26 protein-coding genes are annotated in these 24,579 nt (G+C 58.0%); 19 read left to right on the top strand and 7 right to left on the bottom strand.

Features of this window, described 5'->3' with window-relative positions; translation table 11 throughout:
* Positions 1–63 precede the first annotated feature (63 nt).
* The 4 genes from mnmE to hemE form a co-directional block, all read right to left on the bottom strand.
* The gene (gene mnmE / locus LVY75_32615) at positions 64–1,386 is read right to left on the bottom strand and encodes a tRNA uridine-5-carboxymethylaminomethyl(34) synthesis GTPase MnmE (protein XAZ23480.1); all 1,323 of its coding nucleotides are present in this window, start codon (positions 1,384–1,386) and stop codon (positions 64–66) included.
* Between the two features lie 103 nt (positions 1,387–1,489).
* Complete coding sequence (rho, locus tag LVY75_32620; protein XAZ23481.1) at positions 1,490–2,755, bottom strand: transcription termination factor Rho; 1,266 nt, start codon at positions 2,753–2,755, stop codon at positions 1,490–1,492.
* Between the two features lie 197 nt (positions 2,756–2,952).
* On the bottom strand, positions 2,953–3,489 hold the full coding sequence (gene hemJ / locus LVY75_32625; GenBank protein ID XAZ23482.1) for a protoporphyrinogen oxidase HemJ: 537 nt from the start codon (positions 3,487–3,489) through the stop codon (positions 2,953–2,955).
* Entirely contained in the window at positions 3,489–4,526 is a 1,038-nt protein-coding gene (gene hemE, locus LVY75_32630) for a uroporphyrinogen decarboxylase (GenBank protein XAZ23483.1), read from the bottom strand. Before hemE ends, hemJ begins: the two co-directional genes overlap by 1 nt.
* A gap of 402 nt (positions 4,527–4,928) precedes the next feature.
* Between hemE and LVY75_32635 the strand changes: the two genes are divergently transcribed.
* Genes LVY75_32635 through dnaQ form a run of 5 tightly spaced genes read left to right on the top strand, consistent with a single transcriptional unit; the run spans position 4,929 to position 8,557 of the window.
* Complete coding sequence (locus LVY75_32635; protein XAZ23484.1) at positions 4,929–5,750, top strand: kinase/pyrophosphorylase; 822 nt, start codon at positions 4,929–4,931, stop codon at positions 5,748–5,750.
* Between the two features lie 34 nt (positions 5,751–5,784).
* A complete protein-coding gene (locus LVY75_32640; GenBank protein XAZ23485.1) occupies positions 5,785–6,384 on the top strand; it encodes a Maf-like protein in 600 nt (199 codons plus the stop codon).
* Entirely contained in the window at positions 6,377–7,234 is an 858-nt protein-coding gene (locus LVY75_32645; GenBank protein ID XAZ23486.1) for a shikimate dehydrogenase, read from the top strand. The genes LVY75_32640 and LVY75_32645 overlap by 8 nt, the downstream gene beginning before the upstream one ends.
* Positions 7,234–7,845, top strand: coding sequence for a dephospho-CoA kinase (coaE, locus tag LVY75_32650; GenBank protein XAZ23487.1), 612 nt, complete (start codon positions 7,234–7,236; stop codon positions 7,843–7,845). The genes LVY75_32645 and coaE overlap by 1 nt, the downstream gene beginning before the upstream one ends.
* Complete coding sequence (gene dnaQ, locus LVY75_32655; GenBank protein ID XAZ23488.1) at positions 7,838–8,557, top strand: DNA polymerase III subunit epsilon; 720 nt, start codon at positions 7,838–7,840, stop codon at positions 8,555–8,557. Before coaE ends, dnaQ begins: the two co-directional genes overlap by 8 nt.
* 59 nt (positions 8,558–8,616) lie before the next feature.
* On the opposite strand, the gene secB is transcribed toward dnaQ, so the two are convergent.
* Together secB and fxsA are read right to left on the bottom strand one after the other, a co-directional pair.
* Positions 8,617–9,099 (bottom strand): protein-export chaperone SecB, encoded by a 483-nt coding sequence (gene secB / locus LVY75_32660; GenBank protein XAZ23489.1) that lies wholly within the window; start codon positions 9,097–9,099, stop codon positions 8,617–8,619.
* A gap of 98 nt (positions 9,100–9,197) precedes the next feature.
* Entirely contained in the window at positions 9,198–9,716 is a 519-nt protein-coding gene (gene fxsA / locus LVY75_32665) for a membrane protein FxsA (GenBank protein ID XAZ23490.1), read from the bottom strand.
* 126 nt (positions 9,717–9,842) lie between these two features.
* On the opposite strand from fxsA, the gene LVY75_32670 reads away from it, so the two are divergent.
* From LVY75_32670 to gyrB, 5 genes are all read left to right on the top strand, one after another.
* On the top strand, positions 9,843–10,547 hold the full coding sequence (locus tag LVY75_32670; protein ID XAZ23491.1) for a Tim44/TimA family putative adaptor protein: 705 nt from the start codon (positions 9,843–9,845) through the stop codon (positions 10,545–10,547).
* The gene (locus tag LVY75_32675; protein XAZ23492.1) at positions 10,540–11,655 is read left to right on the top strand and encodes a murein transglycosylase A; all 1,116 of its coding nucleotides are present in this window, start codon (positions 10,540–10,542) and stop codon (positions 11,653–11,655) included. The genes LVY75_32670 and LVY75_32675 overlap by 8 nt, the downstream gene beginning before the upstream one ends.
* Positions 11,655–12,224: a Smr/MutS family protein gene (locus tag LVY75_32680; GenBank protein ID XAZ23493.1), complete on the top strand. Its 570-nt coding sequence runs from the start codon at positions 11,655–11,657 to the stop codon at positions 12,222–12,224. Before LVY75_32675 ends, LVY75_32680 begins: the two co-directional genes overlap by 1 nt.
* Positions 12,221–12,598: a helix-turn-helix domain-containing protein gene (locus LVY75_32685; GenBank protein XAZ23494.1), complete on the top strand. Its 378-nt coding sequence runs from the start codon at positions 12,221–12,223 to the stop codon at positions 12,596–12,598. The genes LVY75_32680 and LVY75_32685 overlap by 4 nt, the downstream gene beginning before the upstream one ends.
* Before the next feature lie 133 nt (positions 12,599–12,731).
* Positions 12,732–15,167 (top strand): DNA topoisomerase (ATP-hydrolyzing) subunit B, encoded by a 2,436-nt coding sequence (gene gyrB / locus LVY75_32690; protein ID XAZ23495.1) that lies wholly within the window; start codon positions 12,732–12,734, stop codon positions 15,165–15,167.
* A gap of 61 nt (positions 15,168–15,228) precedes the next feature.
* Here the strand turns inward: gyrB and LVY75_32695 are convergent, their stop codons facing one another.
* Complete coding sequence (locus LVY75_32695) at positions 15,229–15,825, bottom strand: nitroreductase family protein (protein ID XAZ23496.1); 597 nt, start codon at positions 15,823–15,825, stop codon at positions 15,229–15,231.
* A 193-nt stretch (positions 15,826–16,018) separates the two neighbouring features.
* Between LVY75_32695 and LVY75_32700 the strand changes: the two genes are divergently transcribed.
* The 9 genes from LVY75_32700 to accD all read left to right on the top strand — a co-directional run bounded on the left by LVY75_32700 (position 16,019) and on the right by accD (position 24,565).
* Positions 16,019–16,972 (top strand): glutathione S-transferase family protein, encoded by a 954-nt coding sequence (locus LVY75_32700; protein ID XAZ23497.1) that lies wholly within the window; start codon positions 16,019–16,021, stop codon positions 16,970–16,972.
* Between the two features lie 92 nt (positions 16,973–17,064).
* Positions 17,065–17,907 carry a fumarylacetoacetate hydrolase family protein gene (locus tag LVY75_32705; protein ID XAZ23498.1) on the top strand — a complete coding sequence of 281 codons (843 nt, stop codon included), beginning with the start codon at positions 17,065–17,067 and terminating at the stop codon, positions 17,905–17,907.
* Between the two features lie 207 nt (positions 17,908–18,114).
* Positions 18,115–19,389 (top strand): polyhydroxyalkanoate depolymerase, encoded by a 1,275-nt coding sequence (phaZ, locus tag LVY75_32710; protein ID XAZ25881.1) that lies wholly within the window; start codon positions 18,115–18,117, stop codon positions 19,387–19,389.
* 144 nt (positions 19,390–19,533) lie between these two features.
* A complete protein-coding gene (locus LVY75_32715; GenBank protein ID XAZ23499.1) occupies positions 19,534–19,968 on the top strand; it encodes a DUF2852 domain-containing protein in 435 nt (144 codons plus the stop codon).
* 88 nt (positions 19,969–20,056) lie between these two features.
* Entirely contained in the window at positions 20,057–20,815 is a 759-nt protein-coding gene (locus LVY75_32720; GenBank protein XAZ23500.1) for a M48 family metallopeptidase, read from the top strand.
* 71 nt (positions 20,816–20,886) lie between these two features.
* Positions 20,887–21,561, top strand: coding sequence for a phosphoribosylanthranilate isomerase (locus LVY75_32725; GenBank protein XAZ23501.1), 675 nt, complete (start codon positions 20,887–20,889; stop codon positions 21,559–21,561).
* Positions 21,558–22,778, top strand: coding sequence for a tryptophan synthase subunit beta (gene trpB, locus LVY75_32730; protein XAZ23502.1), 1,221 nt, complete (start codon positions 21,558–21,560; stop codon positions 22,776–22,778). Before LVY75_32725 ends, trpB begins: the two co-directional genes overlap by 4 nt.
* A gap of 5 nt (positions 22,779–22,783) precedes the next feature.
* Entirely contained in the window at positions 22,784–23,623 is an 840-nt protein-coding gene (gene trpA / locus LVY75_32735) for a tryptophan synthase subunit alpha (protein ID XAZ23503.1), read from the top strand.
* A gap of 39 nt (positions 23,624–23,662) precedes the next feature.
* Positions 23,663–24,565 (top strand): acetyl-CoA carboxylase, carboxyltransferase subunit beta, encoded by a 903-nt coding sequence (gene accD / locus LVY75_32740; protein ID XAZ23504.1) that lies wholly within the window; start codon positions 23,663–23,665, stop codon positions 24,563–24,565.
* The last annotated feature ends 14 nt before the right edge of the window (positions 24,566–24,579 follow it).

Here is a 24,579-nt window from a genome sequence, read left to right on the forward strand (position 1 = left end):
CGCTACTCCACAAAAGGTTTCACGTGAAACTCTGCATCTACTGCGATCCGTGTTCCACGTGAATCATTTACCGATACAGAACTCAGAGAAGATGACGCCGAGAAGATCTTCAACATCCACTCGTCCGGTAATACGTCCCAGATAGTCACTTGAGAGCCTCAACGACTCCGCTCTGATCTCCAAACTCTGCTCCGCCTGATCGATCGCCACCGAGAGGGCAGTCAGGCACTTCGCAAGCGAATCCCTGTGGCGCTCCCGTGTTGGAACAGCAAGGGACAACCCCTCGAACTTCTGTTCAATAGAGGAGAAAACGAAGTCCCGAAGTTCCGGAAGACCTTCACCCGTCAATGTCGAGATCTGAAGATCGTAGGAAGCAGCCGAAGGATATAGATCTCGCTTGGTCCCGACAATAACATGCGAAGGTGCGCGTTCCAAGTCGGCGGCGTCTATCGGATTCGATGATCCGATGTCTGCCAGAAAAAGTACGAGATCCGCGTTGGTCAATGCTACCTGCGCTCTCCTGATACCTTCCTGCTCCACGATATCGGCCGTATCCCGCAGGCCGGCAGTGTCATAGAGCCTGACTAGATAGCCGTTCAGATTGATATCGACATGGAGAACGTCGCGCGTCGTGCCGGCGATTTCGGTGACGATTGCCACGTCTCTCTGCGCGAACCAGTTCATCAGGCTCGACTTGCCAGCGTTTGGTGCGCCCGCAATAACAACCTTGAAGCCGTCGCGAACGATTTCCCCAATATCCGCGTGCGAAAGATGATCCTGGATCTCTCGGCGAAGTTCTATGAGGGATATCCAGATTTGATCTGAAACGGAGCCTGGAACGTCGTCTTCGTCCGGAAAGTCGAGTTCGGCTTCAATTAGGGCACGAGAGCGCGTAATTCGTTCCGCCCACGAATCGTATAGTCGCGACAGTCCTCCCGAACTCTGTTCGAGCGCCAGCCTGCGCTGCATCTCCGTCTCGGCGGCGATAAGATCCGCCAGACCTTCGACTTCGACAAGATCAAGCTTGCCATTTTCAAAAGCACGGCGGCTGAACTCGCCTTGCAGTGCAAGTCGGGTATCTGGGAACGCCGCCAGCTCCCGGGACAGAGCCGATATAACCGCTCTTGAGCCATGGATCTGAAATTCTGCTGAATCCTCGCCGGTAAAAGAGGCCGGGCCGGGAAAGAAAAGGATCAGACCGGTATCAATGGGAAAACCGTTCCGAGTCCGAATCGTTCGGTATGATGCCATTCGCGGCGATGGAATCTCACCAGCCAATGCCTCCAAGATCACAGTGGTTTGCGGGCCACTGACACGAATAACGGACACGCCTGACGGCGCCGCACCGCTCGAAAGAGCAAATATGGTATCGTTCCACGCTTCCATGGACCTCGGCCTATCGGTTCGCTTCCGAATCTATCTGAAACAGAAAAGGCTGGCGGTCGTATAAACGACTCACCAGCCTCAATCTGAGGAATCCGGCTAATAATCAGGTATTCATCGAGTCGAAGAAATCACCATTATTCTTCGTCTGTTTCAGCTTGTCGATAAGGAATTCAATCGCATCCGTCGTGCCCATCGGAGCGAGAATACGACGCAGAACGAAGATCTTCTGCAGATCCTGGCGCGGCACGAGCAGGTCTTCCTTACGCGTACCGGACTTGAGAATGTCCATGGCCGGGAAGATACGCTTGTCCGCGACCTTGCGGTCGAGGACGATTTCAGAGTTGCCGGTGCCCTTGAACTCTTCAAAGATGACTTCGTCCATGCGGCTACCGGTATCGATAAGAGCCGTCGCGATAATGGTCAGCGAGCCGCCTTCCTCGATATTGCGGGCCGCGCCGAAGAAGCGCTTCGGGCGCTGGAGCGCGTTGGCGTCGACACCACCAGTCAGAACCTTACCGGACGAAGGAACGACGGTATTGTAAGCGCGGCCGAGACGGGTGATGGAATCGAGCAGGATGACAACGTCGCGGCCGTGTTCCACGAGACGCTTGGCCTTCTCGATCACCATTTCGGCGACCTGCACGTGCCGAACCGCTGGCTCGTCAAATGTGGAAGAGATAACTTCCCCACGGACCGAACGCTGCATGTCCGTGACTTCTTCCGGGCGTTCGTCGATCAGCAGAACAATCAGATAGCATTCCGGATGGTTCGCGGTAATCGAGTGCGCGATGTTCTGCAGGAGAACCGTTTTACCCGTACGCGGGGGAGCAACGATAAGACCGCGCTGGCCCTTGCCGAGAGGCGCTACGAGATCGATGACACGCGGCGAGAGATCTTTCGACGTCGGAACATCCAGTTCCATCTTGAACCGCTCGTTCGGATAGAGCGGCGTCAGGTTGTCGAAGTGAACCTTATGACGGATCTTTTCGGGATCGTCGAAATTGATCGTGTTGACCTTGAGGAGTGCGAAATAGCGTTCGCCTTCCTTCGGACCGCGGATAGGACCCTCGACCGTGTCGCCGGTCTTCAGCGAGAAGCGGCGAATCTGGGAGGGCGAGATGTAGATATCGTCCGGGCCGGGCAGGTAGTTAGCGTTTGCAGAACGCAGAAACCCGAAACCATCCTGCAAGACTTCAACGACACCCTCGCCGATGATTTCGATGTCCTGGCTGGCAAGAACCTTGAGGATTGCGAACATGAGCTCCTGCTTGCGCATCGTGCTCGCATTCTCGACCTCGAGCGATTCGGCAAAAGCCAGAAGATCCGTCGGGGATTTACTCTTAAGTTCCTGAAGCTTCATTTCAGCCATGAAGTGACCAATACTCTTTATTTTAGAAGGGGAAAGGCGATGTTGGGTCGTATTCGGTACTGCGAAAGGGGCTCGCAGGCGACTGAACTCTACACACATGCCACGAAGATGAGATGCGCGGAAAATAGCGAGTCACAACCCGGCCCGCAAGGGGGCTGCTTAAAATGACTGAAATTTAACCGCAGCCGCCTCCAACCTTAAAAAGGCTTTACCACGACGAGGATAACGATGAGGATCATCAACACTGTCGGAGCCTCGTTCATGAAGCGCCAATAGCGGGCCGAACGGCGGTTTTCGTCGCGTTCAAAGGCGCTTACGGCCCTGCTGAAGAAAACATGGACCAGCGTCAGAAGAACCACGAGCCCAATCTTGGCATGCAGCCAGCCGCCCTGGAAACCATACACTGACCAGGCGAGATAAAGGCCGAGAATCCATGTCAGCATCATGGCCGGGTTCATGATGATCCTGAGCAACCGCCGCTCCATCACCTTGAAGGTCTCGGATTGCGCCGAACCCGGCTCCGCATCCGTATGATAGATGAAAAGCCGTGGCATATAAAACAGCCCCGCCATCCAGGAAATCACCGCGATGATGTGAAGCGCCTTGATCCACAGATAGAGATTATCAGGGTTCCAGGCGAAAAGCCCGACGGCCAGAAGTGCAAAGAAGATCAGCGCAAAATGGGCGCGCCGGCGCGCATAGACACCTGGTCGCTTATCCGTTTGCTTCTCCACTACGCTACCCTCGCGCCACGCACGCGCTCGACAAGACGGCTTACATTCTCCGGATCCGCCTGCGGCGTAATGCCATGCCCGAGATTGAAGATCAGCGGTCCGTTTCCGAGCACCTGAAGAATATCGTCGATACCTTCCTCCAGTGAGCGACCGCCAGCCACCACACGCATTGGATCGAGATTGCCCTGCACTGCTCCGTCCTTCTGCAGCTCGGCCGCAAAGGCAAGCGGCACCGACCAGTCGAGCCCGATCGCATCAGCCCCGGTCTTCTGCCGGTAGGTCTTGAGCAGGTAGCCCGCACCTTTGGCGAAAGCGATAATCCGCGCCTGCGGTCGCCGCGACCTGATTGAAGCGATCATGCGTGCCACCGGACGGATTGCGAAAGCTTCAAATTCCTTCTCGCCGAGAACACCGGCCCAGGAATCGAAGATCTGCACCGCATCAGCACCCGCATCGATCTGGGCCACGAGATAGTCGGCAGAGACATCCGCAAGCAGCATCAGCAAATGCTCGAACGCACGCGGATGCCTATACGCGAACAGACGCGCAGGCGCCTGGTCAGGTGTGCCTCGGCCAGCGATCATATAGGTCGCAACCGTCCAGGGAGCGCCGCAGAAGCCGAGGAGCGTCGTTTCTGAAGGCAGCTCATTCCTCAGACGCTTTACCGTCTCCAGCACAGGCTGCAGGTAATCGACGACATTTTCCCCGTCGAGCCCAGCGATGCCTGTCTCATCAATCGGATCCATCTCCGGGCCATGCCCCTCGGTAAAACGCACATTGCGCTTCATCGCATCGGGAATGACGAGGATATCCGAAAACAGGATAGCGGCGTCAAAACCGTAGCGCCGTATCGGCTGAAGGCTCACCTCGACTGCATGGTCAGGCGAATAACAGAGATCGAGGAAACTTCCTGCCTTCGCGCGCGTTTCCCTGTATTCGGGCAGATAGCGACCTGCCTGTCTCATGAGCCAGAGGGGAGGGGGCGAGAGGGTTTCTCCGTCGAGAACCCGCATGATTTTCCGGCGCGTTTCGGTCAAGCGCTTCTTCCCTATAAAAATCCAAAGATATTTTAAAAGGTTTCTATTTCTTAGAGTCGGTGTCTATCAAGGATTAAAATCCATCCACTGACAGCGCGATTTGTCACGCCCGCGGCACTGACGAGGATCGAAATTCCTTTGCCTCTGAAGAAAATGGTGATCGCTTCGAATCCGGCAAAGATTCCAAGGCCTTCCAAGCCTTCACTTTGACCCTCGACTTGTGGACAAGCTGTGCATCATCTCGGAAGGCATGAATATCATCCCCACAGTCCACAAGCGTCTCCCGAGTGACGCTCGAAAGTTCCGGATGTGGATAATCGGGCATGTTTTCCCTTGCCTCGATCCCCGCCCCGCCATTAGCTCTTCGCTGTCCAGTCTTTTCAACAGGCAGCGGAAAATAGCGTGGAGAACAGAACGAACTTCTTCCATCTGCATCTGATTTCTGACTCGACCGGCGAGACTCTGATCTCCGCCGGCCGCGCCGCCTCGGCTCAGTTCAAGTCGTCTCAGCCGATCGAGCACGTCTATCCGCTGATCCGAAACCGTAAGCAGCTGATGCCTGTCCTTCAGGCGATCGACAGTGAACCCGGCATTGTTCTCTACACGATCGTCGATCCCGAGCTTGCCAGCATCATTGATGAACGCTGCTCGGAAATGGGCGTTGCCTCCGTCAATGTGCTGGAACCTGTTATCGGCGCGTTCCAGATCTATCTCGGAGCTCCCTCGAGAAGGCGGGTCGGGGCGCAGCACGTCATGAATGCCGGCTACTTCGCGCGCATTGAAGCACTGAATTTCACGATGGATCACGACGACGGCCAGATGCCGGAGGATTATAATGAAGCCGATGTCGTCATCGTCGGCATCAGCCGCACGTCGAAGACGCCGACCAGCATCTATCTCGCAAACCGTGGCATCAAGACTGCGAATATCCCGATCGTCTACGGCGTGCCTTTGCCCGAAGCTTTGGCCACCGCGACGAAACCCTTGATCGTCTGCCTCATCGCCACGACGGACCGGATTTCTCAGGTCCGGGAAAATCGCCTTCTCGGCTCAACGCCTGGTTTCGATCGGGAACATTATACCGACCGTGCCGCAATCTCGGAGGAGCTGAAATATGCGCGCTCCCTTTGCGCTCGCCACAATTGGCCAATGATCGACGTCACCCGGCGCTCGATCGAGGAAACCGCAGCGGCAATCGTTGCCCTGCGCCCAAAGCTGCGTTAAGCGCTGAACGACTGAATCGCTCTCGAGGACCTGGATGACACCGAAGCTCGTTCTCGCATCATCGAGCCCGTTCCGGCAGATGCTGATGAAAAATGCTGGCTTGGCTTTTGAAGCCCATGCCGCTCACATTGACGAACGGGCAATCGAAGCACCTCTGGAAAAATCGGGCGCTACGCCGGATGAGGTGGCACTCGTTCTAGCCGAGGCAAAAGCGGGTGAAGTCAGCCGGCGCTTCGGTGGTGCCCTCGTCATCGGTTCGGACCAGACGATGTCACTTGGTACCCAGGTCTTTCACAAGCCGAAGGACATTGCGGATGCCGCCAACCATCTGCGCATGCTAGGCGGCAAAACGCACCGCCTGAATAGCGCAGTCGCCATCGTCAGAGACGGCGAGGTCCTATGGCAGCATGTGGCGCATGCCGAACTGGCGATGCGCCCGCTGACAGATGATTTTATTGCGCGCCATTTGAAGCGCGTCGGATCAAAGGCGCTGGCAAGCGTCGGTGCCTATCAGCTTGAGGGAGAGGGGATCCAGCTGTTCGAGAAGATCGACGGAGATTACTTCACGATCCTCGGACTACCCATGCTGCCCCTTCTTGCAAAACTCCGGGAACTGGATGCGATCGATGGATGATTCACGTGAAACACATGGGCCGAAGGCGTTTGTCACGGGCTTTCCCGTCAAGCACTCGCGCTCACCATTGATCCACGGCTATTGGTTGAAGACCCTCGATCTGCCCGGCAGCTACCGCGCGCATGAGGTCGCCCCGGAAACCTTTGCAGATTTTATCGTCTCTTTAAGAACCGGCAGCGCCGGTTTCGTCGGAGGCAATGTCACGATTCCCCATAAGGAGATGGCGTTCAAACTCGCTGACAGGCCGGATGAGCTTTCGGAAGAACTCGGAGCCTCGAATACGCTGTGGCTGGAGGACGGGCAAATACTCGCGACCAATACGGATGGTCGCGGCTTCACCGCCAATCTCGATCAGCGCCATCCGGGATGGGACCGGCATGACCAGGTCGTCATCTTGGGTGCCGGCGGTGCAAGTCGCGCCGTCATCCAAGCGGTCCGCGACCGCGGCTTCAAGAAAATCCATGTCGTCAACCGCACCGTAGAGCGGGCGCAAGAACTGGCCGATCGCTTCGGTTCGAAAGTCCACGCTCACCCGACCGCAGCTCTCGGCGAGGTGATGAAGGGGGCAGGCCTCTTCATCAACACCACCTCTCTCGGCATGGACGGCGAGGCAGCGCCCGCCATCGATTTCTCTCCGATGCTCTCGGACGCGGTCGTCACCGACATCGTTTATGTGCCGCTGAAAACACCGATCCTCGCACAGGCAGAAGAACAGGGTTTTGCTATCGTCGATGGCCTCGGCATGCTCTTGCATCAGGCGGTTCCGGGATTTGAAAAATGGTTCGGCAGGCGGCCCGTCGTCGATGAAACGCTACGCGCATTGATCATTGCCGATATGGAAAGACACTGATGCTGAAGATCGGCCTCACCGGCTCCATCGGAATGGGCAAGTCGACAACGGCGAAGCTCTTTGCCGAAGCCGGTGTCGCGGTCAACGATTCGGATGCTGTCGTACACGATCTCTATGCCGGCGAGGCAGCACCTTTGGTCAACGCTGCTTTCCCCGGTACGATGAAGAACGGTGTCGTCGACCGCGAGCAGCTTGGTCGGCAACTCGCTCGAGATCCAACTGGCTTCAAGCGGCTCGAAGAGATTGTTCATCCCCTGGTGCGCAAGCGGGAGAGTGAATTCCTGGCACGGCAGAAAGAGGCGGGAGCAGATATGGTCGTGCTCGACATCCCCCTGCTTTTTGAAACCGGCGCGGAAAACAGGGTGGATGTCATTGTCGTTGTCAGCGCCGATCCACAGATTCAGCGGGAGAGGGTGCTTGCGCGCCCGAACATGACGGAAGAAAAATTCAATATGATTCTCTCCCGCCAGATGTCGGATGAGGAAAAACGCCGTCGGGCCGACTACATCGTGGATAGCAGCCACGCCATAGAGACGACGAGAGAACAGGTGACAGATATCGTCGCCGACTTGAAGAAGCGGATAGCGAAGGAAGAAGTCCCACATGCGTGAGATCATTTTCGATACGGAAACCACCGGCCTCGACAACCGCATGGACCGCATCATCGAAATCGGCGGCATCGAACTCTTCAATCATTTCCCGACAGGAAGGACGCTTCACCTTTTCGTCAATCCGGGTGATCAGAAGGTCCATCCGGATGCGCTCGCCGTTCACGGCATCACAGACGAGTTCCTGAAGGACAAGCCGCCCTTTGCCGATGTCGTCGAGGAGATCTTGGAATTCTTCGGCGACGACGGCAAGTGGATCGCCCACAACGCCACTTTCGACATGGGCTTCGTGAATGCCGAGCTTGCCAGGCTTGGCCAGCCGCCGATCCTGCCGGATCGCGTGATCGACACGCTCTCTCTTGCTCGCCGCAAGCATCCGATGGGACCGAACTCGCTCGACGCTCTCTGCCGCCGATATGGCATCGACAACTCGCACCGTACCAAACACGGTGCTCTCCTCGACTCCGAACTTCTCGCCGAAGTCTACATAGAAATGATCGGCGGCCGGCAGGCTGCACTGGGGCTCGGCGTCGCAGGATCTGCGAGCCAGAACAAGGACAATGCCGAGGCAGACGAAGTTGTGGTCGCAGCCATCATGGAGAGACCGCGGCCCCTGGCGCCGCGATTGAGCGAAGCGGAAGCCGAGGCCCATGAGGCCCTGGTCGCCAAGCTTGGTCAAAAGGCGGTTTGGTCGAAATACGAACAGCTCAATTGAAAATAAAAATGCCCGGACAAAAGCCGGGCATCTGATTTCGAGGGCCTGTGAAGAGCGGCTTAGTTCGGAACGGCCTGAACCTTGGAACGGGCCTGCTCTTCAGCAACACGCTGCGCGAACATCTGCGCGAAGTCGATCGGATCGATCATCAGCGGCGGGAAGCCACCATTGCGCGTGACGTCGGCAATGATCTGGCGCGCAAACGGGAAAAGCATGCGCGGGCACTCGATGAAGAGAACCGGCAGCATGTGTTCCTGGGGGAAGCCGGCAACGCGGAAGACGCCACCATAGACGAGCTCGGTGTGGAAGACCGTCTTGTCGCCTTCCTTGGCTTCGGCAATCAGCGAAAGCACGACATCGAAATCCGTGTCGGACAGCGGATTGGCGTTGACGTTCACATTGATGTTGATCGCCGGTGCCTTGTCGCGGGCCTGAAGCGAGCGCGGTGCGCCCGGGTTTTCGAAGGAAAGATCCTTGACGTACTGGGCAAGGATCGAAAGGGTCGGGCTCGTTGCGCCGTTGCTGTTGTTGTCGTCTGCCATGGGCTTTTCCTCGAGGGGCATTGGATGGTGCCGCCATCTAACATTTCGGGGAGGGGCTTACAACCCTGGGCCTCCGGGGCAGTTAACGTGCCTCGGCCCTAGTCGCCGAGCCTTTTTCCGGACCAAGGTGAGTTTTCGTTCGGTTGGCGATGATAGTCCTCTTCATCGAGATCGACCACCTTTGAATCGCTCGGCTTGCCCGGCCGGTTCTCAAAATCCGGACGCGACGATGCGGAGAAGCCTCCGCCGCTGGTGCCGACGACGACGAAACGCTTCGCAATCGACCGCCAGAGCAGGTTGCGAACCTGCGGGATAAGAAGCAGGATCGCCAGTATATCCGAGAGAAAGCCGGGGATGATGAAGAGCAGCGCCGCGATCACGTTCATCGCCGGATTGAGCAATTCCCGTCCGGGCATTGTACCGCCGCGCCCTTCGGCAGACATGCGGCGCAGGGTGCTGATACCTTGCCGGCGTAAGAGGAACGAACCGATGACAAAGCCAAGCAGGACAAGCGCCAGCGTCGCGGCGAGTCCGACTGCGCGGCCGACAATCACGAAGCCGGCGATCTCGGCAAGCGGCAGAAGCAGCGCGAAAACCGGCAGCATGGAAAAACGCATCTCTTTATCCCGAGTGGCCCGGGCTCCTCTTGGCAGTGGCAAAGATACCAGCCATGATTTGAATCATTCGTATAGCCGGACTATATGGGGTTAGAAATCAGGGATGTTAACAGCGAACGGCGGGATATGAGTTCAAACGACTTCATCACATTATTTTTCTTGGTGGCGGCGGTGCTGATTTTCTTTCAGCTTCGGTCCGTTCTTGGACGCCGCACCGGAAATGAGAAGCCGCCGCGTGATCTCTATACGCCACGGGATGCTGTGCAAAACGATAGCGCCGATGCCGGCAAGGTCGTAACCCTGCCGCGGCGCGATGTGAACGGAGAAGAGGAAGATCGCTTTTCCGCCATCGACGCCTTCGCGCCGGCAGGCACGCCGCTGAACGAATCGCTGCGCGCGCTCAACAGAGCCGATGCCTCCTTCGACCCGAAGGAATTCTTGAACGGCGCCCGGATGGCCTACGAGATGATTGTCATGGCCTTTGCCGATGGCGATCGCAAAACGCTGAAGAATCTTCTCTCCCGGGAAGTCTATGACGGCTTCGACGCGGCGATCAGCGATCGCGAAAGCAAGGGCGAGAAGATGAAGTCCACTTTCGTGGGCATCGACAAGGCCGAGATCACCCATGCCGAGACCAAGGGCAGCGAGGCGCAAATCACTGTGCGCATCATCAGCCAGCTGATCTCAGCGACTTACGACAAGAGCGATGTGTTGATCGATGGCGATGCCGAAAATGTCGCCGAGGTCAACGATCTCTGGACCTTCGCTCGCGATACGCGATCGCGTGACCCCAACTGGAAACTCGTCGCGACCGAATCGGAACATGAGTGACGCAGCCGGCTTTACCCTTCAGGCAGTCAGTTTCGACGCATTGAAAGGCTGGAGGGATGACGATCCCTCCAGCCTTTTTGAAGTCATGGCTGCCTGTCGCCGCCATATTTCCGAAACGAAACACTATCGTAGCGGGTCGCTGGGGCTGAGTTCAGCAGACCTCCTTCCATTGCTGGAGGAAGCAGAGGCGTTTCGTCCGTCTTCGGCCGACGAAGCGCGCGCCTTTTTCGAGAAGCACTGTCAGCCGTTTCGGATTGTCCGGGCCGACGGTGCTAGCGGTTTCGTCACCGCCTTCTACGAACCCGAAATCGAAGTTTCCGACAGACGGGACGCGACCTACCGGTTTCCGATCTACCGGCGACCGGACGATCTTGTCGACCTCGACGATCAAAATCGTCCTGGCAATCTCGATAGTTCCTACGCATTCGGGCGTGTGCGTGACGGACTGATCGATGCCTATCCGGATCGCCGCGACATCGATCAGGGCTATCTCGAAGGCCGTGGTCTCGAGATCGCCTGGGTTAAATCGGAGGTCGATCTTTTCTTTGTCCATGTGCAGGGCGCTGCCCGGCTACGCTATCCGGATGGCAGACTTGGCCGCATCACCTACGCCGCAAAAGCCGGTCATCCGTTTTCGGCGATCGGCAAGCTGCTGATCGACCGCGGCGAGATCGACCGCGCGAAAATTTCGATGCAGGCGATCCGTGCGTGGCTTGCCGCTCATCCGGACCAGATCGACGAAGTCCTCTGGCATAACCGGTCCTATATTTTCTTTCGAGAAACAGCGGTTGACAATGTAAATGCAGGGCCGATCGCCGCAGCGAAAGTGCCGCTGCCCGCAGGGCGTTCGCTCGCCGTCGACCGCCTGATCCATACATTCGGTTTTCCATTTTTCATCCGCTCCGAAACCCTGACACACCTTGATGCCGGCAAGCCGTTTCAACGGCTGATGCTGGCGCTGGACACCGGTTCGGCAATTGTCGGTCCCGCGCGCGGAGATATTTTCACTGGTTCGGGCTATGATGCAGGAGAGTTGGCGGGAACGGTACGCAACGATGCCGATTTCGCAATTCTCATCCCCAATGGCGCTGCAGCGAGGTTCCTCTGATGGCGAAGGACCGCAAGCTCAGTGCAGACGAGAGGATCCTCTGGGGCAAGGTCGCCCGCAGTACCCGGCCCATGCCCGGCAAGACGAATGAATTGACTGCCCTCGATGCCTTCTTGGCGGAGGCTGAAGCGGCCGCCGAACAGGAAAAAGTAGAAAAGCAGAGGGCGGCCACACCGCTCCCGCAGCAAGCAGCAGCCCAGATACCCGCAAAACAGCCCTCGGGCGTCCACCATCCGCTGGAGCGTCCGGTCAAGCGCAAGATTGCCAAGGGTAAGCTGGCGCTGGAAGCTCGGATCGATCTTCATGGTATGGTCCAGAGTGAGGCGCATTCATTTCTGCTCGATTTCCTGATCCGCGCGCATGAACGCGGCATGCGGCATGTCCTTGTCATCACTGGAAAAGGCAGTTCAATGGGCAGCGAAGGCGCCTTGAAGCGCGCAGTGCCGCTCTGGTTTTCCAAGCCGGAATTTCGTTTTCTGATTTCGTCATATGAACCTGCGGCCCAACATCATGGTGGGGCGGGTGCCCTCTATATCCGCCTCTCACGGCGACCCGGGGAAAACTCGTGACGCCGTTTGCCGAAGCAGTCCGCAAGCTGCGCGCCCGCAAGGGCGTCACGCAGAAAGAGATGGCTGCGGCGCTCAATGTCTCGCCCGCCTATCTCTCGGCGCTCGAGCATGGAAAGCGCGGTGTGCCGAGCTTCGATCTGCTGCAGCGCATCGCAGGCTACTTCAACATCATTTGGGATGAGGCCGAGGAACTCTTCCTCGTTGCCGGCTCTTCCGATCCGCGTGTGGTGGTCGATACCTCGGGCCTGCCGCCCGAATATACCGAATTTGCCAATCGTCTGGCCAAGCGAATCCGCAGCCTTGACAGCGGCGATATCGCCCGGTTATCGGCGCTTCTTGAAAATGGCGGCAAAGTGGACGGAAAAGCGTCATAATCCCCTGATTTATGCCTTGTTTTAGGGCCTTGCCATTGGGAACTCGCTGCAAAAAACCTATATTCGACATTGAAAAAGCCGGTGATTCGCAAGGCGCGCCGTTGCTGACGACAACAGGGAAAATCTCGACAGAATGACCGATGCACCCGCGACGGAAAACGGCGTAAACACCGAATATGGCGCAGATTCCATCAAGGTCCTGAAGGGCCTCGATGCCGTGCGCAAACGCCCCGGCATGTATATCGGCGATACCGACGACGGCTCGGGCCTCCACCACATGGTCTATGAAGTCGTCGATAACGCGATCGACGAAGCGCTGGCCGGCCATGCCGATATCGTCACCGTTTCGCTCAATCCGGATGGCTCTGTAACCGTGACGGACAACGGCCGCGGCATTCCGACCGATATTCACAGCGGTGAAGGCGTATCGGCAGCCGAAGTCATCATGACCCAGCTCCATGCCGGCGGTAAGTTCGACCAGAATTCCTATAAGGTTTCCGGCGGTCTGCACGGCGTCGGCGTTTCGGTCGTCAATGCATTGTCCGTCTGGCTGAAGCTGAAAATCCGTCGCCAGGGCAAGATTCATGAGATGAGCTTCACCCACGGCGTAGCCGATGCTCCGTTGAAGGTGACGGGCGAAGCGGGCAACGAGACCGGCACGGAAGTCAGCTTCATGCCGAGCAGCGGAACCTTCACGATGACGGAGTTCGACTACGGCACGCTCGAGCACCGCCTGCGGGAACTCGCCTTCCTCAATTCCGGCGTCCGCATTCTGCTGACGGACAAGCGTCACTCCGACATCAAGCAGGAAGAGATGGTCTATGACGGAGGTCTCGAAGCCTTTGTTTCCTATCTCGACCGTGCCAAGAAGCCGCTTGTCGAAAAGCCCGTCGCGATCCGCGGCGAGAAGGATGGCATCACCGTCGAGGTGGCCATGTGGTGGAACGACAGCTATCACGAGAACGTGCTTTGCTTCACCAACAACATCCCCCAGCGCGATGGCGGCACGCATATGGCCGGCTTCCGTGCCGCATTGACGCGTCAGGTCGTTTCCTATGCCGATAATTCCGGCATTACGAAAAAGGAAAAGGTGACGCTGCAGGGCGAAGATTGTCGCGAAGGTCTGACCGCAGTCCTGTCGGTTAAGGTACCGGATCCAAAATTCTCATCGCAGACGAAAGACAAACTTGTTTCGTCGGAAGTTCGCCCTGTCGTAGAAAGCCTCGTCAATGAGGCCTTGAATACCTGGTTCGAGGAACATCCGAGCGAAGCCAAGATTCTCGTCGGCAAGGTCGTCGAAGCCGCTGCCGCCCGTGAAGCAGCCCGCAGGGCACGCGAACTGACACGCCGCAAGGGTGCGCTCGATATCGCCTCGCTGCCCGGCAAGCTTGCCGACTGCTCGGAACGCGATCCGGCCAAGTCAGAAGTCTTCCTCGTCGAGGGTGATTCCGCAGGCGGTTCTGCAAAGCAGGGGCGCTCGCGCGAAAATCAGGCGATCCTGCCGCTGCGCGGCAAGATCCTGAATGTCGAGCGTGCCCGTTTCGACAAGATGCTCTCCAGCCAGGAAATCGGTACGCTGATCACTGCACTCGGCACCGGTATCGGCAAGGACGAGTTCAATGCCGAGAAGCTGCGCTACCACAAGATTATCATCATGACGGATGCCGATGTCGACGGCGCCCACATCCGTACGCTGTTGCTCACCTTCTTCTTCCGGCAGATGCCGGAACTGATCGAGCGCGGTCATCTCTATATCGCCCAGCCACCGCTCTATAAGGTCTCGCGCGGCAAGTCGGTCCAGTACGTCAAGAACGAAAAGGCGCTGGAAGATTATCTGATCGGCCAGGGTCTGGAAGATGCGGCGTTGAAGCTCGCCAGCGGCGAAGTCCGTGTCGGCCAGGATCTGAATGAGGTCATTCACGATGCCCTGCGCCTGCGCGCGCTGCTCGACAACCTGCATTCGCGCTACAATCGTGCGGTCGTCGAACAGGCGGCCATCGCCGGCGCGCTCAATGCCGAAACCGTCAGCAATGCCGAGCGCGCCCAGGAGCTGGCAACCGAGGTGGCCAAGCGTCTCGACATCATCGCCGAGGAAACCGAACGCGGCTGGGAAGGCAACCTCACCAGCGAGGGCGGCATTCGCCTGGAACGCATGGTTCGTGGCGTCAAGGAAGTTGTTGTGCTCGACATGGCGCTGATCGGCTCCCAGGATGCCCGTCTTATCGATCAGCTGACACCACGCATGAAGGAAATCTATCAGACGCCGCCGGCACTCAGCCGGCGTGATGGCGATGTCGAAATTTCTGGTCCGCGCGCTCTTCTCGATGCGATTTTTGCGAGCGGCCGCAAGGGGCTGACGATGCAGCGCTACAAGGGTCTCGGTGAAATGAATGCCGAGCAGCTCTGGGAAACGACGCTCGATCCGAACGTTCGCTCGCTGTTGCAGGTCAAGGTCGCCGATGCGACTGATGCCGACGGTCTCTTTGCCCGCCTGATGGGCGATGAAGTCGAACCGCGCCGCGAATTCATCCAGGACAATGCGCTGAGCGTTGCAAACCTAGATATCTGACCCGAAACTGGTCACGAAAAAGCCCCGCAGCCATCAGCTTGCGGGGCTTTCTATTTGGCGATCAATCGTTGCCGATGAAATGGCCGTTGAAGACGACCTCCGAGAGCGGCTTGCGCTGGCTCGGAAATTCGCGATCGCGGTTACGCTCGGAAAGGGTGTTCTTATCGGCGATGCGACCGACGGCAATGCCCGCTTCGACTCGGTAACCATCGGGAACACCAAGCTTTTCCTTGATCTCGTCATGCTTGATGCCGCCCATGCCATGGGCATAGAAGCCGGAAATGCGGGCCTGCATAGTAAGATGGCCCCAGGCTGTGCCAGCATCGAAAGAGTGCGTATAGCTTGACCGCCCCTCGCTGCGAGCGCCGTTGAAACTGCGCGAAACCACAAAGATCAGCGCTGAAGCATTCTTCGCCCACTCCTGGTTGGATTCGACGAGCAGGCTCACGAACTCTTCCCAATGCTCCGAGCCCTTCAATGCGTAAAGGAACCGCCAGGGCTGCATATTCGCGGAAGATGGTGCCCAGTGCGCGGCGTCGAGCAGTGTCAGAAGCTGGGTTTCTTCGATAGTCTCACCGGTAAAGGCGCGTGGTGACCAACGCTCGAGAAACATGGGGTCGATTGGATATTGGGATTCGCGGCTGTTGGCTTTCGTCATGCTGGCTTCCGGAAGTTAGCGATGGATGGAGGATTCCATTGCGGATATCGCTCAAGTGATATTTCCGTAGCCGCTTGCTTGGCAAGCAAAGTTTGATCGCGGCCAGTGCACAATCTGTTTCCAGAAATTGATCTTACGCGCGCGAAGAACTGCCGGTAAAGCAGCATCAATCCGATCGATCAGGAGATACGGGATGTTGGTGAATGGGAAATGGACCGAGGACTGGCAGCCGGTCCAGGCCAAAGATGAGAAGGGTGGTTTCGTCCGCCAGATATCGAGCTTCCGTAACTGGGTAACGCCTGACGGCAGCGCTGGCCCGACGGGTGAAGGTGGTTTTGTCGCTGAAGCTGGCCGCTATCATCTCTATGTCGCTTATATCTGCCCCTGGGCTTCGCGCACGCTGATCGGCCTCAAGCTTAGGGGCCTGGAGGACGTCATCTCGGTTTCAATCGTCGAGCCGACACTCAGCAAGCAGGGTTGGCGTTTCGGCGATTATCCCGGTGCTACCGCCGATGACCTGAACGGCGCCGCCTACATGCATGAGATCTACACGAAAGCGGATTCCGGCTTCACCGGGCGCGCGACTGTGCCGGTTCTCTGGGACAAGAAGCGCGGCACCATCGTCAATAACGAATCCTCCGATATTCTGCGCATGCTGAACAGCGGTTTTGGTGATCTTGCCCGTAGTGACATCGATCTCTATCCGGCCGCTCTGCGTAACGAAATCGATGCCTTCAACGAGCGCATCTATCCGTCCCTGAACAACGGTGTTTATCGTACCGGCTTTGCAACGACCCAGATCGCCTATGAAGAGGCTTTTGCTGAGGTTTTCGCTTGCCTCGACTGGATTGAACCTCAGTTCGACGGACGCAGCTTTCTCTTTGCCGAGCATCCAACGGAGGCCGACATCCGCCTGTTCGTCACGCTGGTGCGTTTTGACGTCGCCTACCACGGTCTCTTTAAGTGCAACCTGCGGCGTCTGTCGGATTACGCCAATCTTCGGGCTTTCTGCCGGCGGATGCTGGATTGGCCCGGCATTGCCGAGACCGTGAATTTCGATCACATCAAGCGCGGCTATTATTCGATCGAGAGCCTCAATCCCACGCGGATCGTCCCGATGGGTCCGGAGCTCGCCGAAATTTTCTAGATAGGCGTACCGCTTCCGCGGAAAGTCATAATGACACCGATGAATAATTCGTTCATAGGTGGCGCACCCCGCTTTCCATGAGGAGGATATTCATGAAGCTGATGCGCGTTGGAGAAGCGGGCCGCGAAAAGCCGGCCCTGCTTGATGCCGATGGCAAGATCCGCGATCTTTCTGCCCATGTCGCCGATATCGGCGGCGAGGCGATCACGCCGGCAGGTCTTGCAAAGTTAGCTGCCCTTGATCCGAAGAGCCTGCCGGAACTGTCGCCCGGTCGTATCGGCGCCTGCGTTGCCGGCACCGGCAAATTCATCTGCATCGGCCTGAATTACTCAGACCATGCGGCTGAGACCGGCGCGACTGTGCCGCCCGAACCCGTCATCTTCATGAAGGCAACGTCGGCGATCGTCGGCCCGAACGACAATGTCCAGATCCCGCGCGGTTCCGAAAAGACCGACTGGGAAGTCGAGCTTGGTGTCGTTATCGGCAAAACCGCCAAGTATGTGAGCGAAGCCGAGGCCCTGGATTATGTCGCCGGCTACTGCGTCTCCAACGACGTCTCCGAGCGCGCCTTCCAGACCGAGCGTTCCGGCCAGTGGACCAAGGGCAAGTCCTGCGACACGTTTGGGCCGATCGGCCCTTGGCTCGTCACCAAGGATGAGGTCGGGAACCCGCAGGACCTCGGCATGTGGCTCAAGGTCAACGGGCAGACGATGCAGGACGGCTCCACCAAGACCATGGTCTATGGCGTCGCTTTCGTCGTGTCCTATCTCAGCCAGTTCATGTCTCTGCAGCCGGGCGATGTTATCTCCACCGGCACGCCTCCGGGTGTCGGCATGGGCATGAAGCCGCCGCGCTTCCTGAAGGACGGCGACGTTGTCGAACTCGGTATCGACGGCCTCGGCACTCAGAAGCAGCTCTTCGTAGCGGATCGTTAACTGTTTTTCCGGCTGAAAAGCTTAAACTTTGTGCACCAAGATATTGCCGGGGATCAATTTCCCGGCATTTTTCTTTCGAACTGTAATGTTATGTTGCTGTGCAACAAAAACCTGTTAGCCTACGTTGATGTGCCAGCGTTAACGGAAAGAGTCCGGCGCCCTTCAATCGGCGCCGTCTTTGCCGGATAGAGAAAGGTGGCGCCCTCCATGTTCTACCAGCTTTATGAATTAAACCATGCAGCGTTGGCTCCCTTCCGCGCTGCAGCCGATATGATGCGTTTTGCCTATGCCAATCCGCTGAACCCCTTCTCGCAGACACCGCTCGGTCGCACCATTTCGGCTAGCCTCGAAATGTTCGAGCGCACGACGCGCCGTTACGGCAAGCCGGAATTCGGGCTCAACGAGACCGTCATCGACGGCAAGAAGGTTGCGGTTCGCGAGGAAGTGGTCTGGACGCGTTCCTTCTGCAGTCTCCTGCATTTCTCTCGCGATGTGCCGGCCGGCCATAGCGGCGACCCGCGCATCCTCATCGTAGCACCGATGTCCGGCCACTATGCGACGCTACTGCGCGGCACCGTCGAAGCTCTTTTGCCCAGTGCTGATATCTATATTACCGACTGGGTCGATGCCCGAATGGTACCGATGACGGAAGGTACTTTCGATCTTTCCGATTACATCGATTACGTCATCGAGATGCTGCATTTCCTTGGCCATGACACGCATGTTATCGCCGTCTGTCAGCCCTCGGTGCCGGTCCTCGCAGCTGCTGCGATCATGGAAGAGGCCAAGGATCCGCTCGCTCCGTCGTCGATGACGCTGATGGGTGGCCCGATCGATACCCGTATCAATCCGACGGCTGTCAACAAGCTTGCCAAGGAGCGCCCGCTCGAATGGTTTGCCGACAATGTCGTCATGAATGTACCCTGGCCGCAGCCGGGCTTCATGCGCCCCGTTTATCCGGGTTTCCTTCAGCTTTCCGGCTTCATGTCGATGAATCTCGATCGCCACCTGATCGCCCACAAGGAATTCTTCATGCATCTCGTGAAGAACGACGGCGAGCCGGAAAAGCATCGCGATTTCTACGATGAATATCTGGCCGTCATGGATCTGACCGCGGAATTCTATCTCCAGACGGTCGATCAGGTCTTCATGAAACACGCGCTGCCGAAGGGCGAGCTGATGCATCGCGGCAAGCGGGTCGATCCTTCGGCAATCCGCAACGTCGCTTTGCTGACCGTAGAGGGCGAAAACGACGATATCTCCGGTGTCGGCCAGACGCATGCAGCCCAGACCATCTGCGTAAACATCCCCGAGCACATGCGCATGCATTACCTGCAGCCGGATGTCGGCCACTATGGCGTTTTCAACGGTTCCCGCTTCCGCCGCGAGATCGCGCCGCGCATTGTCAGTTTCACGCGGCAGCATTCCCGTGCCAAGAAGCCGCCGGTCCAGCGCGTCATCAAGGGCGGCAAATCGGCGTGAGTTAGAAAACGCTGATTTAATCCCGCCGATTCAAGGCTTTGCTCGATTTAACCTGATATCGTCTTGAAGGCCGGTTCAGCGGTAACCATCTGTTTTTTCAGCACTCGGCATCCTGTCGGGTGCTGAACGCGAGGATACCGCACGATGAACCAGTCAGCATTGCTTCGCCCGGATTGGACTCCGGCTACCGTCGCCTTGATGATCCTCGGCTTCATGGTTTTCTGGCCTCTGGGGCTGGCCATGCTTGCCTATATCATCTTCGGCGAGCGGCTGCGTGGCTTCAAGCGTGACGTCAACCAGGCAACGGATGGCTTCTTTGCAGGCTGCCGCCGTTCGCATGGCCGTCACCGCCCGCATTTCTCGACGGGCAACGTCGCCTTCGACGATTGGCGCAAGGCCGAACTCGATCGCATCGAGGAGGAGCGCCGCAAGCTAGATGAAATGCGTGAGGAATTCGATTCCTACCTGCGCGAGCTTCGCCGCGCCAAGGATCAGGAAGAGTTCGACCGCTTCATGCGCGATCGCAAGAACGGTCGACGCGACGACAATGGACCGGTCGCCGAATACCAGACGCCGTAAGCAGATCACAGAAAATCTACGGCCGGCATCGCTTCCGATGCCGGTTTTTCTTTGCCCGGATTTCTGCCGAATCGTATAGAAAACTCCTATGTTTCCGCTCCCGAAGATCCGCCGTGCGACGAAAAAACCGGCCCCGCCTGAAAAGCGGACGCTGGATGTCGCCGGCCGCCTCATGCCCTTGACGATCAAGCAGCATGATCGGGCGACCCGGATCACCCTTCGTATCGAGCCAGGCGGCCGTGCACTGAAGATGACGGTTCCGAAAGGGCTTGCCGCCCGCGAAGTCAACGCCTTCCTTGATCGGCATCAGGGCTGGCTGCTGACCAAGCTGGCGAAATTCTCGACAGATACGGGCCTGCACGACGGCGGCGAAATTCTCTTTCGCGGTGTTAGACATCGCATCGAGCACACCGGCAGCCTGCGCGGTCTGACTGAGGCTGTCGTGCTGGACGGCAAACCGGTGCTTCGCGTCAGCGGCATGCCGGAACATATCGGCCGACGCATCGCGACCTTCCTCAAGAAGGAGGCGCGCAGCGATCTCGAGAGACTGTCGCGCCTGCATGCCGGCTCCATCAAGGCACCGATCCGCTCGATTTCCATGAAGGATACCCGCAGCCGCTGGGGCTCTTGCTCCTCGGAAGGAAATCTGAGCTTCTCCTGGCGCATCGTCATGGCACCACCTTCGGTGATCGATTACCTCGCCGCCCATGAGGTTGCGCATTTGAAGGAAATGAACCACGGCCCGCACTTCTGGGCGCTCTGCAAGAAGCTTTGCCCGCACATGGAAGAGGCGAAATCCTGGCTGAAGCGTCATGGCAGTCAATTGCACGCGATAGAGTTCGATTAAGCGCCGCGTTAAATGCGGCCGGCATTGCAAATTGGCTCGACTCTTCGCCCGTTTCGTGTCACTTCGCTGCCATGAGACCGGATATCAAGATCTGCGGTTTGAAGACGCCTGAAACTGTCGAGCGCGCATTGAAGCGCGGAGCGACGCATATCGGCTTCAACTTTTTCCAGAAAAGCCCGCGTTACGTCGAGCCGGACATTGCCGGCAAGCTGGCCGAACCTGTGCGCGGCAAGGCTAAAGTCGTTGCCGTCTTGGTTGATCCGAGCAATGATGATCTCGATGAAATCGTTGCACTTCTGCGCCCTGACATGCTCCAGCTCCACGGCAGCGAGAGCCCCGAGCGCGTGCTGACCATCAAGGCGATGTACGGCATCCCTGTTATCAAGGCATTGTCGGTCCGCACCACCGACGACCTGAAGAAGGTCGAAGCCTATATTGGCATAGCTGACCGCTTCCTCTTCGACGCCAAGCCGCCGAAAGGATCTGAACTGCCAGGCGGCAACGGCGTTTCCTTTGATTGGGGCCTGCTCACCTGGCTTGACGGTAATGTCGACTACATGCTGTCAGGCGGGCTCAACAAGGCCAATGTCGGCCAGGCTCTTGCAATGACGAAGGCGCCGGGTGTCGATACCGCCTCCGGTGTCGAGAGTGCACCGGGCGTGAAGAGCCTGGAGATGATCGATGAGTTTTTCGATGCGGTTGATCAGGCATGTATGCCTGAAACGACCACAGGGAGTGTAAATTGAACGAGACGCCTAAACCGAATTCCTTCCGCGCCGGTCCGGACGAAGACGGCCGCTTCGGCATTTACGGGGGCCGCTTCGTGGCCGAAACCCTGATGCCCCTGATCCTGGATCTGCAGGAAGAATGGAACAAGGCGAAGGAAGATCCGGAATTCCAGGCGGAATTGAAGCATCTCGGCACCCATTATATCGGCCGTCCGAGCCCGCTTTATTACGCCGAACGCCTGACCCAGCATCTCGGCGGCGCCAAGATCTATTTCAAGCGCGAAGAGCTGAATCATACCGGCTCGCACAAGATCAACAACTGCATCGGCCAGATCCTGCTTGCCAAGCGCATGGGCAAGACCCGCATTATCGCGGAAACCGGTGCCGGCCAGCATGGCGTGGCTTCCGCCACCGTTGCCGCACGCTTCGGCTTTCCCTGTGTCGTCTATATGGGCGCCACCGACGTCGAGCGTCAGGCACCGAACGTTTTCCGCATGAAGCTGCTGGGTGCCGAGGTAAAGCCCGTCACGGCGGGTAGCGGCACGCTGAAAGATGCGATGAACGAGGCGCTGCGTGACTGGGTCACCAACGTCGATGACACCTATTACCTCATCGGCACGGCCGCCGGCCCGCATCCCTATCCGGAAATGGTCCGCGATTTCCAGGCCGTCATCGGCACGGAAGCCAAGCAGCAGATCCTTGAGGCCGAAGGCCGTCTGCCGGATCTCGTCATTGCGGCCGTCGGCGGCGGCTCGAATGCGATCGGCATCTTTCATCCCTTCCTCGATGACAAGGACGTCAAGATTGTCGGCGTCGAAGCTGGCGGCAAGGGCCTGCAGGGCGACGAGCACTGCGCCTCGATCACGGCCGGCTCGCCGGGCGTACTGCACGGCAACCGTACCTATCTGCTGCAGGACAATGACGGGCAGATCAAGGAAGGACATTCGATCTCGGCTGGCCTCGACTACCCCGGTATCGGCCCGGAACATTCATGGCTGAACGATATCGGCCGTGCCGAATATGTGCCGATCATGGACCATGAAGCGCTTGAAGCCTTCCAGACGCTGACGCGCCTTGAGGGCATCATTCCGGCGCTCGAGCCTTCGCATGCGCTTGCCGAAGTCATCAAGCGCGCGCCCAAGATGGGCAAGGACGAGATCATCCTGATGAACCTCTCCGGCCGCGGCGACAAGGATATCTTCACCGTCGGCAAGATCCTGGGAATGGGGCAGTAAGAAACATGACCGCACGTATGGACAAACGCTTCGCCGACCTGAAGGCGGAAGGTCGCCCGGCGCTCGTAACCTATTTCATGGGCGGCGATCCGGACTACGAAACCTCGCTCGGCATCATGAAGGCGCTGCCGGAAGCCGGCTCCGACGTCATCGAACTCGGCATGCCCTTTTCCGATCCTATGGCCGATGGTCCGGCGATCCAGCTCGCCGGCCAGCGCGCTCTCAAGGGCGGCCAGACGCTGAAGAAGACGCTGCAGCTCGCTGCCGACTTCCGCAAGACCAATGATACGACGCCGATCGTCATGATGGGTTACTACAACCCGATCTACATTTACGGCGTCGAGAAATTTCTCGATGATGCGCTGGCATCCGGCATCGATGGCCTGATCATCGTCGACCTGCCGCCGGAAATGGATGACGAGCTCTGCGTACCGGCTCTGAAGAAGGGCATCAATTTCATCCGTTTGGCTACACCGACGACAGATGAAAAGCGCCTGCCCACCGTTTTGAAGAACACCTCGGGCTTCGTCTACTATGTCTCGATGAACGGCATCACCGGTTCGGCCTTGCCGGATCCGTCGCTGATTTCGGGCGCAGTCGAGCGCATCAAGGACCATACCGATCTCCCCGTCTGCGTCGGTTTCGGCGTCAAAACGGCTGAACACGCAAAGATCATCGGTGCTTCGGCGGACGGCGTCGTCGTTGGTACCGCAATCGTCAATCAGGTGGCCAACAGCCTGACGGCTGACGGGAAGGCGACAGCGGATACGGTTCAGGCCGTTGCGACGCTGGTTCGGGGTCTTTCCACAGGAACGCGTTCGGCGCGCCTTGTTGCTGCCGAATAGTTTCCCCACATTGGCACCAGTCAATCAGGAGTATTCGAGTTGAACTGGATCACTAACTACGTTCGCCCGCGGATCAATTCCATGCTGGGCCGTCGCGAAGTGCCGGAGAACCTCTGGATCAAGTGCCCGGAAACGGGTGAGATGGTCTTTCACAAGGACTTGGAAAGCAACAAGTGGGTCATCCCCGCTTCCGGCTACCATATGAAGATGCCGGCAAAGGCGCGCCTTGCCGACCTGTTCGACAACGGCGAATACGAAGCTTTGCCGCAGCCGAAGGTCGCCCAGGATCCGCTGAAGTTCCGCGATTCCAAGAAATACAGCGATCGTCTGCGCGACAGCCGACTCAAGACCGAGCAGGAAGACACGATCGTTGCTGGTCTCGGCAGCGTCCAGGGCCTGAAGCTCGTTGCCGTCGTCCATGAATTCAACTTCATTGGCGGTTCGCTCGGCATGGCTGCCGGCGAAGCGATCGTCAAAGCTTTCGAACGCGCGATTGCGGAAAAGTGCCCGCTCGTGATGTTCCCGGCTTCGGGCGGCGCGCGCATGCAGGAAGGCATCCTGTCGCTGATGCAGCTTCCGCGTACGACGGTCGCCGTCGATTTGCTGAAGGAAGCCGGCCAGCCCTATATCGTGGTTCTGACCAATCCGACTACCGGCGGCGTGACGGCGTCCTATGCGATGCTCGGCGATATTCATCTGGCCGAGCCAGGTGCGGAAATCGGTTTTGCCGGCAAGCGCGTCATCGAGCAGACGCTGCGTGAAAAGCTTCCCGAAGGCTTCCAGACATCGGAATATCTTCTGGAACACGGCGTGGTCGACATGGTCGTCAAACGTCACGATATCCCGGAGACGCTGGCGCGCCTGTTGAAGATCCTGACGAAGAAGCCGGCGACAGCAGCAAATGATGCCAATGGTGTGATTGCTCTGGCGGCGAGCGCCTGAGCAGCATTCTCACA

The sequence above is a fragment of the Sinorhizobium sp. B11 genome (assembly GCA_039725955.1).
Classification (GTDB): Bacteria; Pseudomonadota; Alphaproteobacteria; order Rhizobiales; family Rhizobiaceae; genus Rhizobium.

Bases quoted from the DNA above. Each gene is read 5' to 3' on its own strand.
- LVY75_32705 (XAZ23498.1), top strand. From the start codon at position 17,065: ATGAAGCTGATGCGCGTTGGAGAAGCGGGCCGCGAAAAGCCGGCCCTG.
- rho (XAZ23481.1), bottom strand. From the start codon at position 2,755: ATGGCTGAAATGAAGCTTCAGGAACTTAAGAGTAAATCCCCGACGGAT.
- LVY75_32645 (XAZ23486.1), top strand. From the start codon at position 6,377: ATGGATGATTCACGTGAAACACATGGGCCGAAGGCGTTTGTCACGGGC.
- LVY75_32720 (XAZ23500.1), top strand. From the start codon at position 20,057: ATGTTTCCGCTCCCGAAGATCCGCCGTGCGACGAAAAAACCGGCCCCG.
- phaZ (XAZ25881.1), top strand. From the start codon at position 18,115: ATGTTCTACCAGCTTTATGAATTAAACCATGCAGCGTTGGCTCCCTTC.
- coaE (XAZ23487.1), top strand. From the start codon at position 7,234: ATGCTGAAGATCGGCCTCACCGGCTCCATCGGAATGGGCAAGTCGACA.
- dnaQ (XAZ23488.1), top strand. From the start codon at position 7,838: ATGCGTGAGATCATTTTCGATACGGAAACCACCGGCCTCGACAACCGC.
- LVY75_32670 (XAZ23491.1), top strand. From the start codon at position 9,843: ATGAGTTCAAACGACTTCATCACATTATTTTTCTTGGTGGCGGCGGTG.
- LVY75_32640 (XAZ23485.1), top strand. From the start codon at position 5,785: ATGACACCGAAGCTCGTTCTCGCATCATCGAGCCCGTTCCGGCAGATG.
- LVY75_32680 (XAZ23493.1), top strand. From the start codon at position 11,655: ATGGCGAAGGACCGCAAGCTCAGTGCAGACGAGAGGATCCTCTGGGGC.
- secB (XAZ23489.1), bottom strand. From the start codon at position 9,099: ATGGCAGACGACAACAACAGCAACGGCGCAACGAGCCCGACCCTTTCG.
- LVY75_32695 (XAZ23496.1), bottom strand. From the start codon at position 15,825: ATGACGAAAGCCAACAGCCGCGAATCCCAATATCCAATCGACCCCATG.
- fxsA (XAZ23490.1), bottom strand. From the start codon at position 9,716: ATGCGTTTTTCCATGCTGCCGGTTTTCGCGCTGCTTCTGCCGCTTGCC.
- LVY75_32725 (XAZ23501.1), top strand. From the start codon at position 20,887: ATGAGACCGGATATCAAGATCTGCGGTTTGAAGACGCCTGAAACTGTC.
- LVY75_32700 (XAZ23497.1), top strand. From the start codon at position 16,019: ATGTTGGTGAATGGGAAATGGACCGAGGACTGGCAGCCGGTCCAGGCC.
- mnmE (XAZ23480.1), bottom strand. From the start codon at position 1,386: ATGGAAGCGTGGAACGATACCATATTTGCTCTTTCGAGCGGTGCGGCG.
- gyrB (XAZ23495.1), top strand. From the start codon at position 12,732: ATGACCGATGCACCCGCGACGGAAAACGGCGTAAACACCGAATATGGC.
- LVY75_32715 (XAZ23499.1), top strand. From the start codon at position 19,534: ATGAACCAGTCAGCATTGCTTCGCCCGGATTGGACTCCGGCTACCGTC.
- trpA (XAZ23503.1), top strand. From the start codon at position 22,784: ATGACCGCACGTATGGACAAACGCTTCGCCGACCTGAAGGCGGAAGGT.
- LVY75_32675 (XAZ23492.1), top strand. From the start codon at position 10,540: ATGAGTGACGCAGCCGGCTTTACCCTTCAGGCAGTCAGTTTCGACGCA.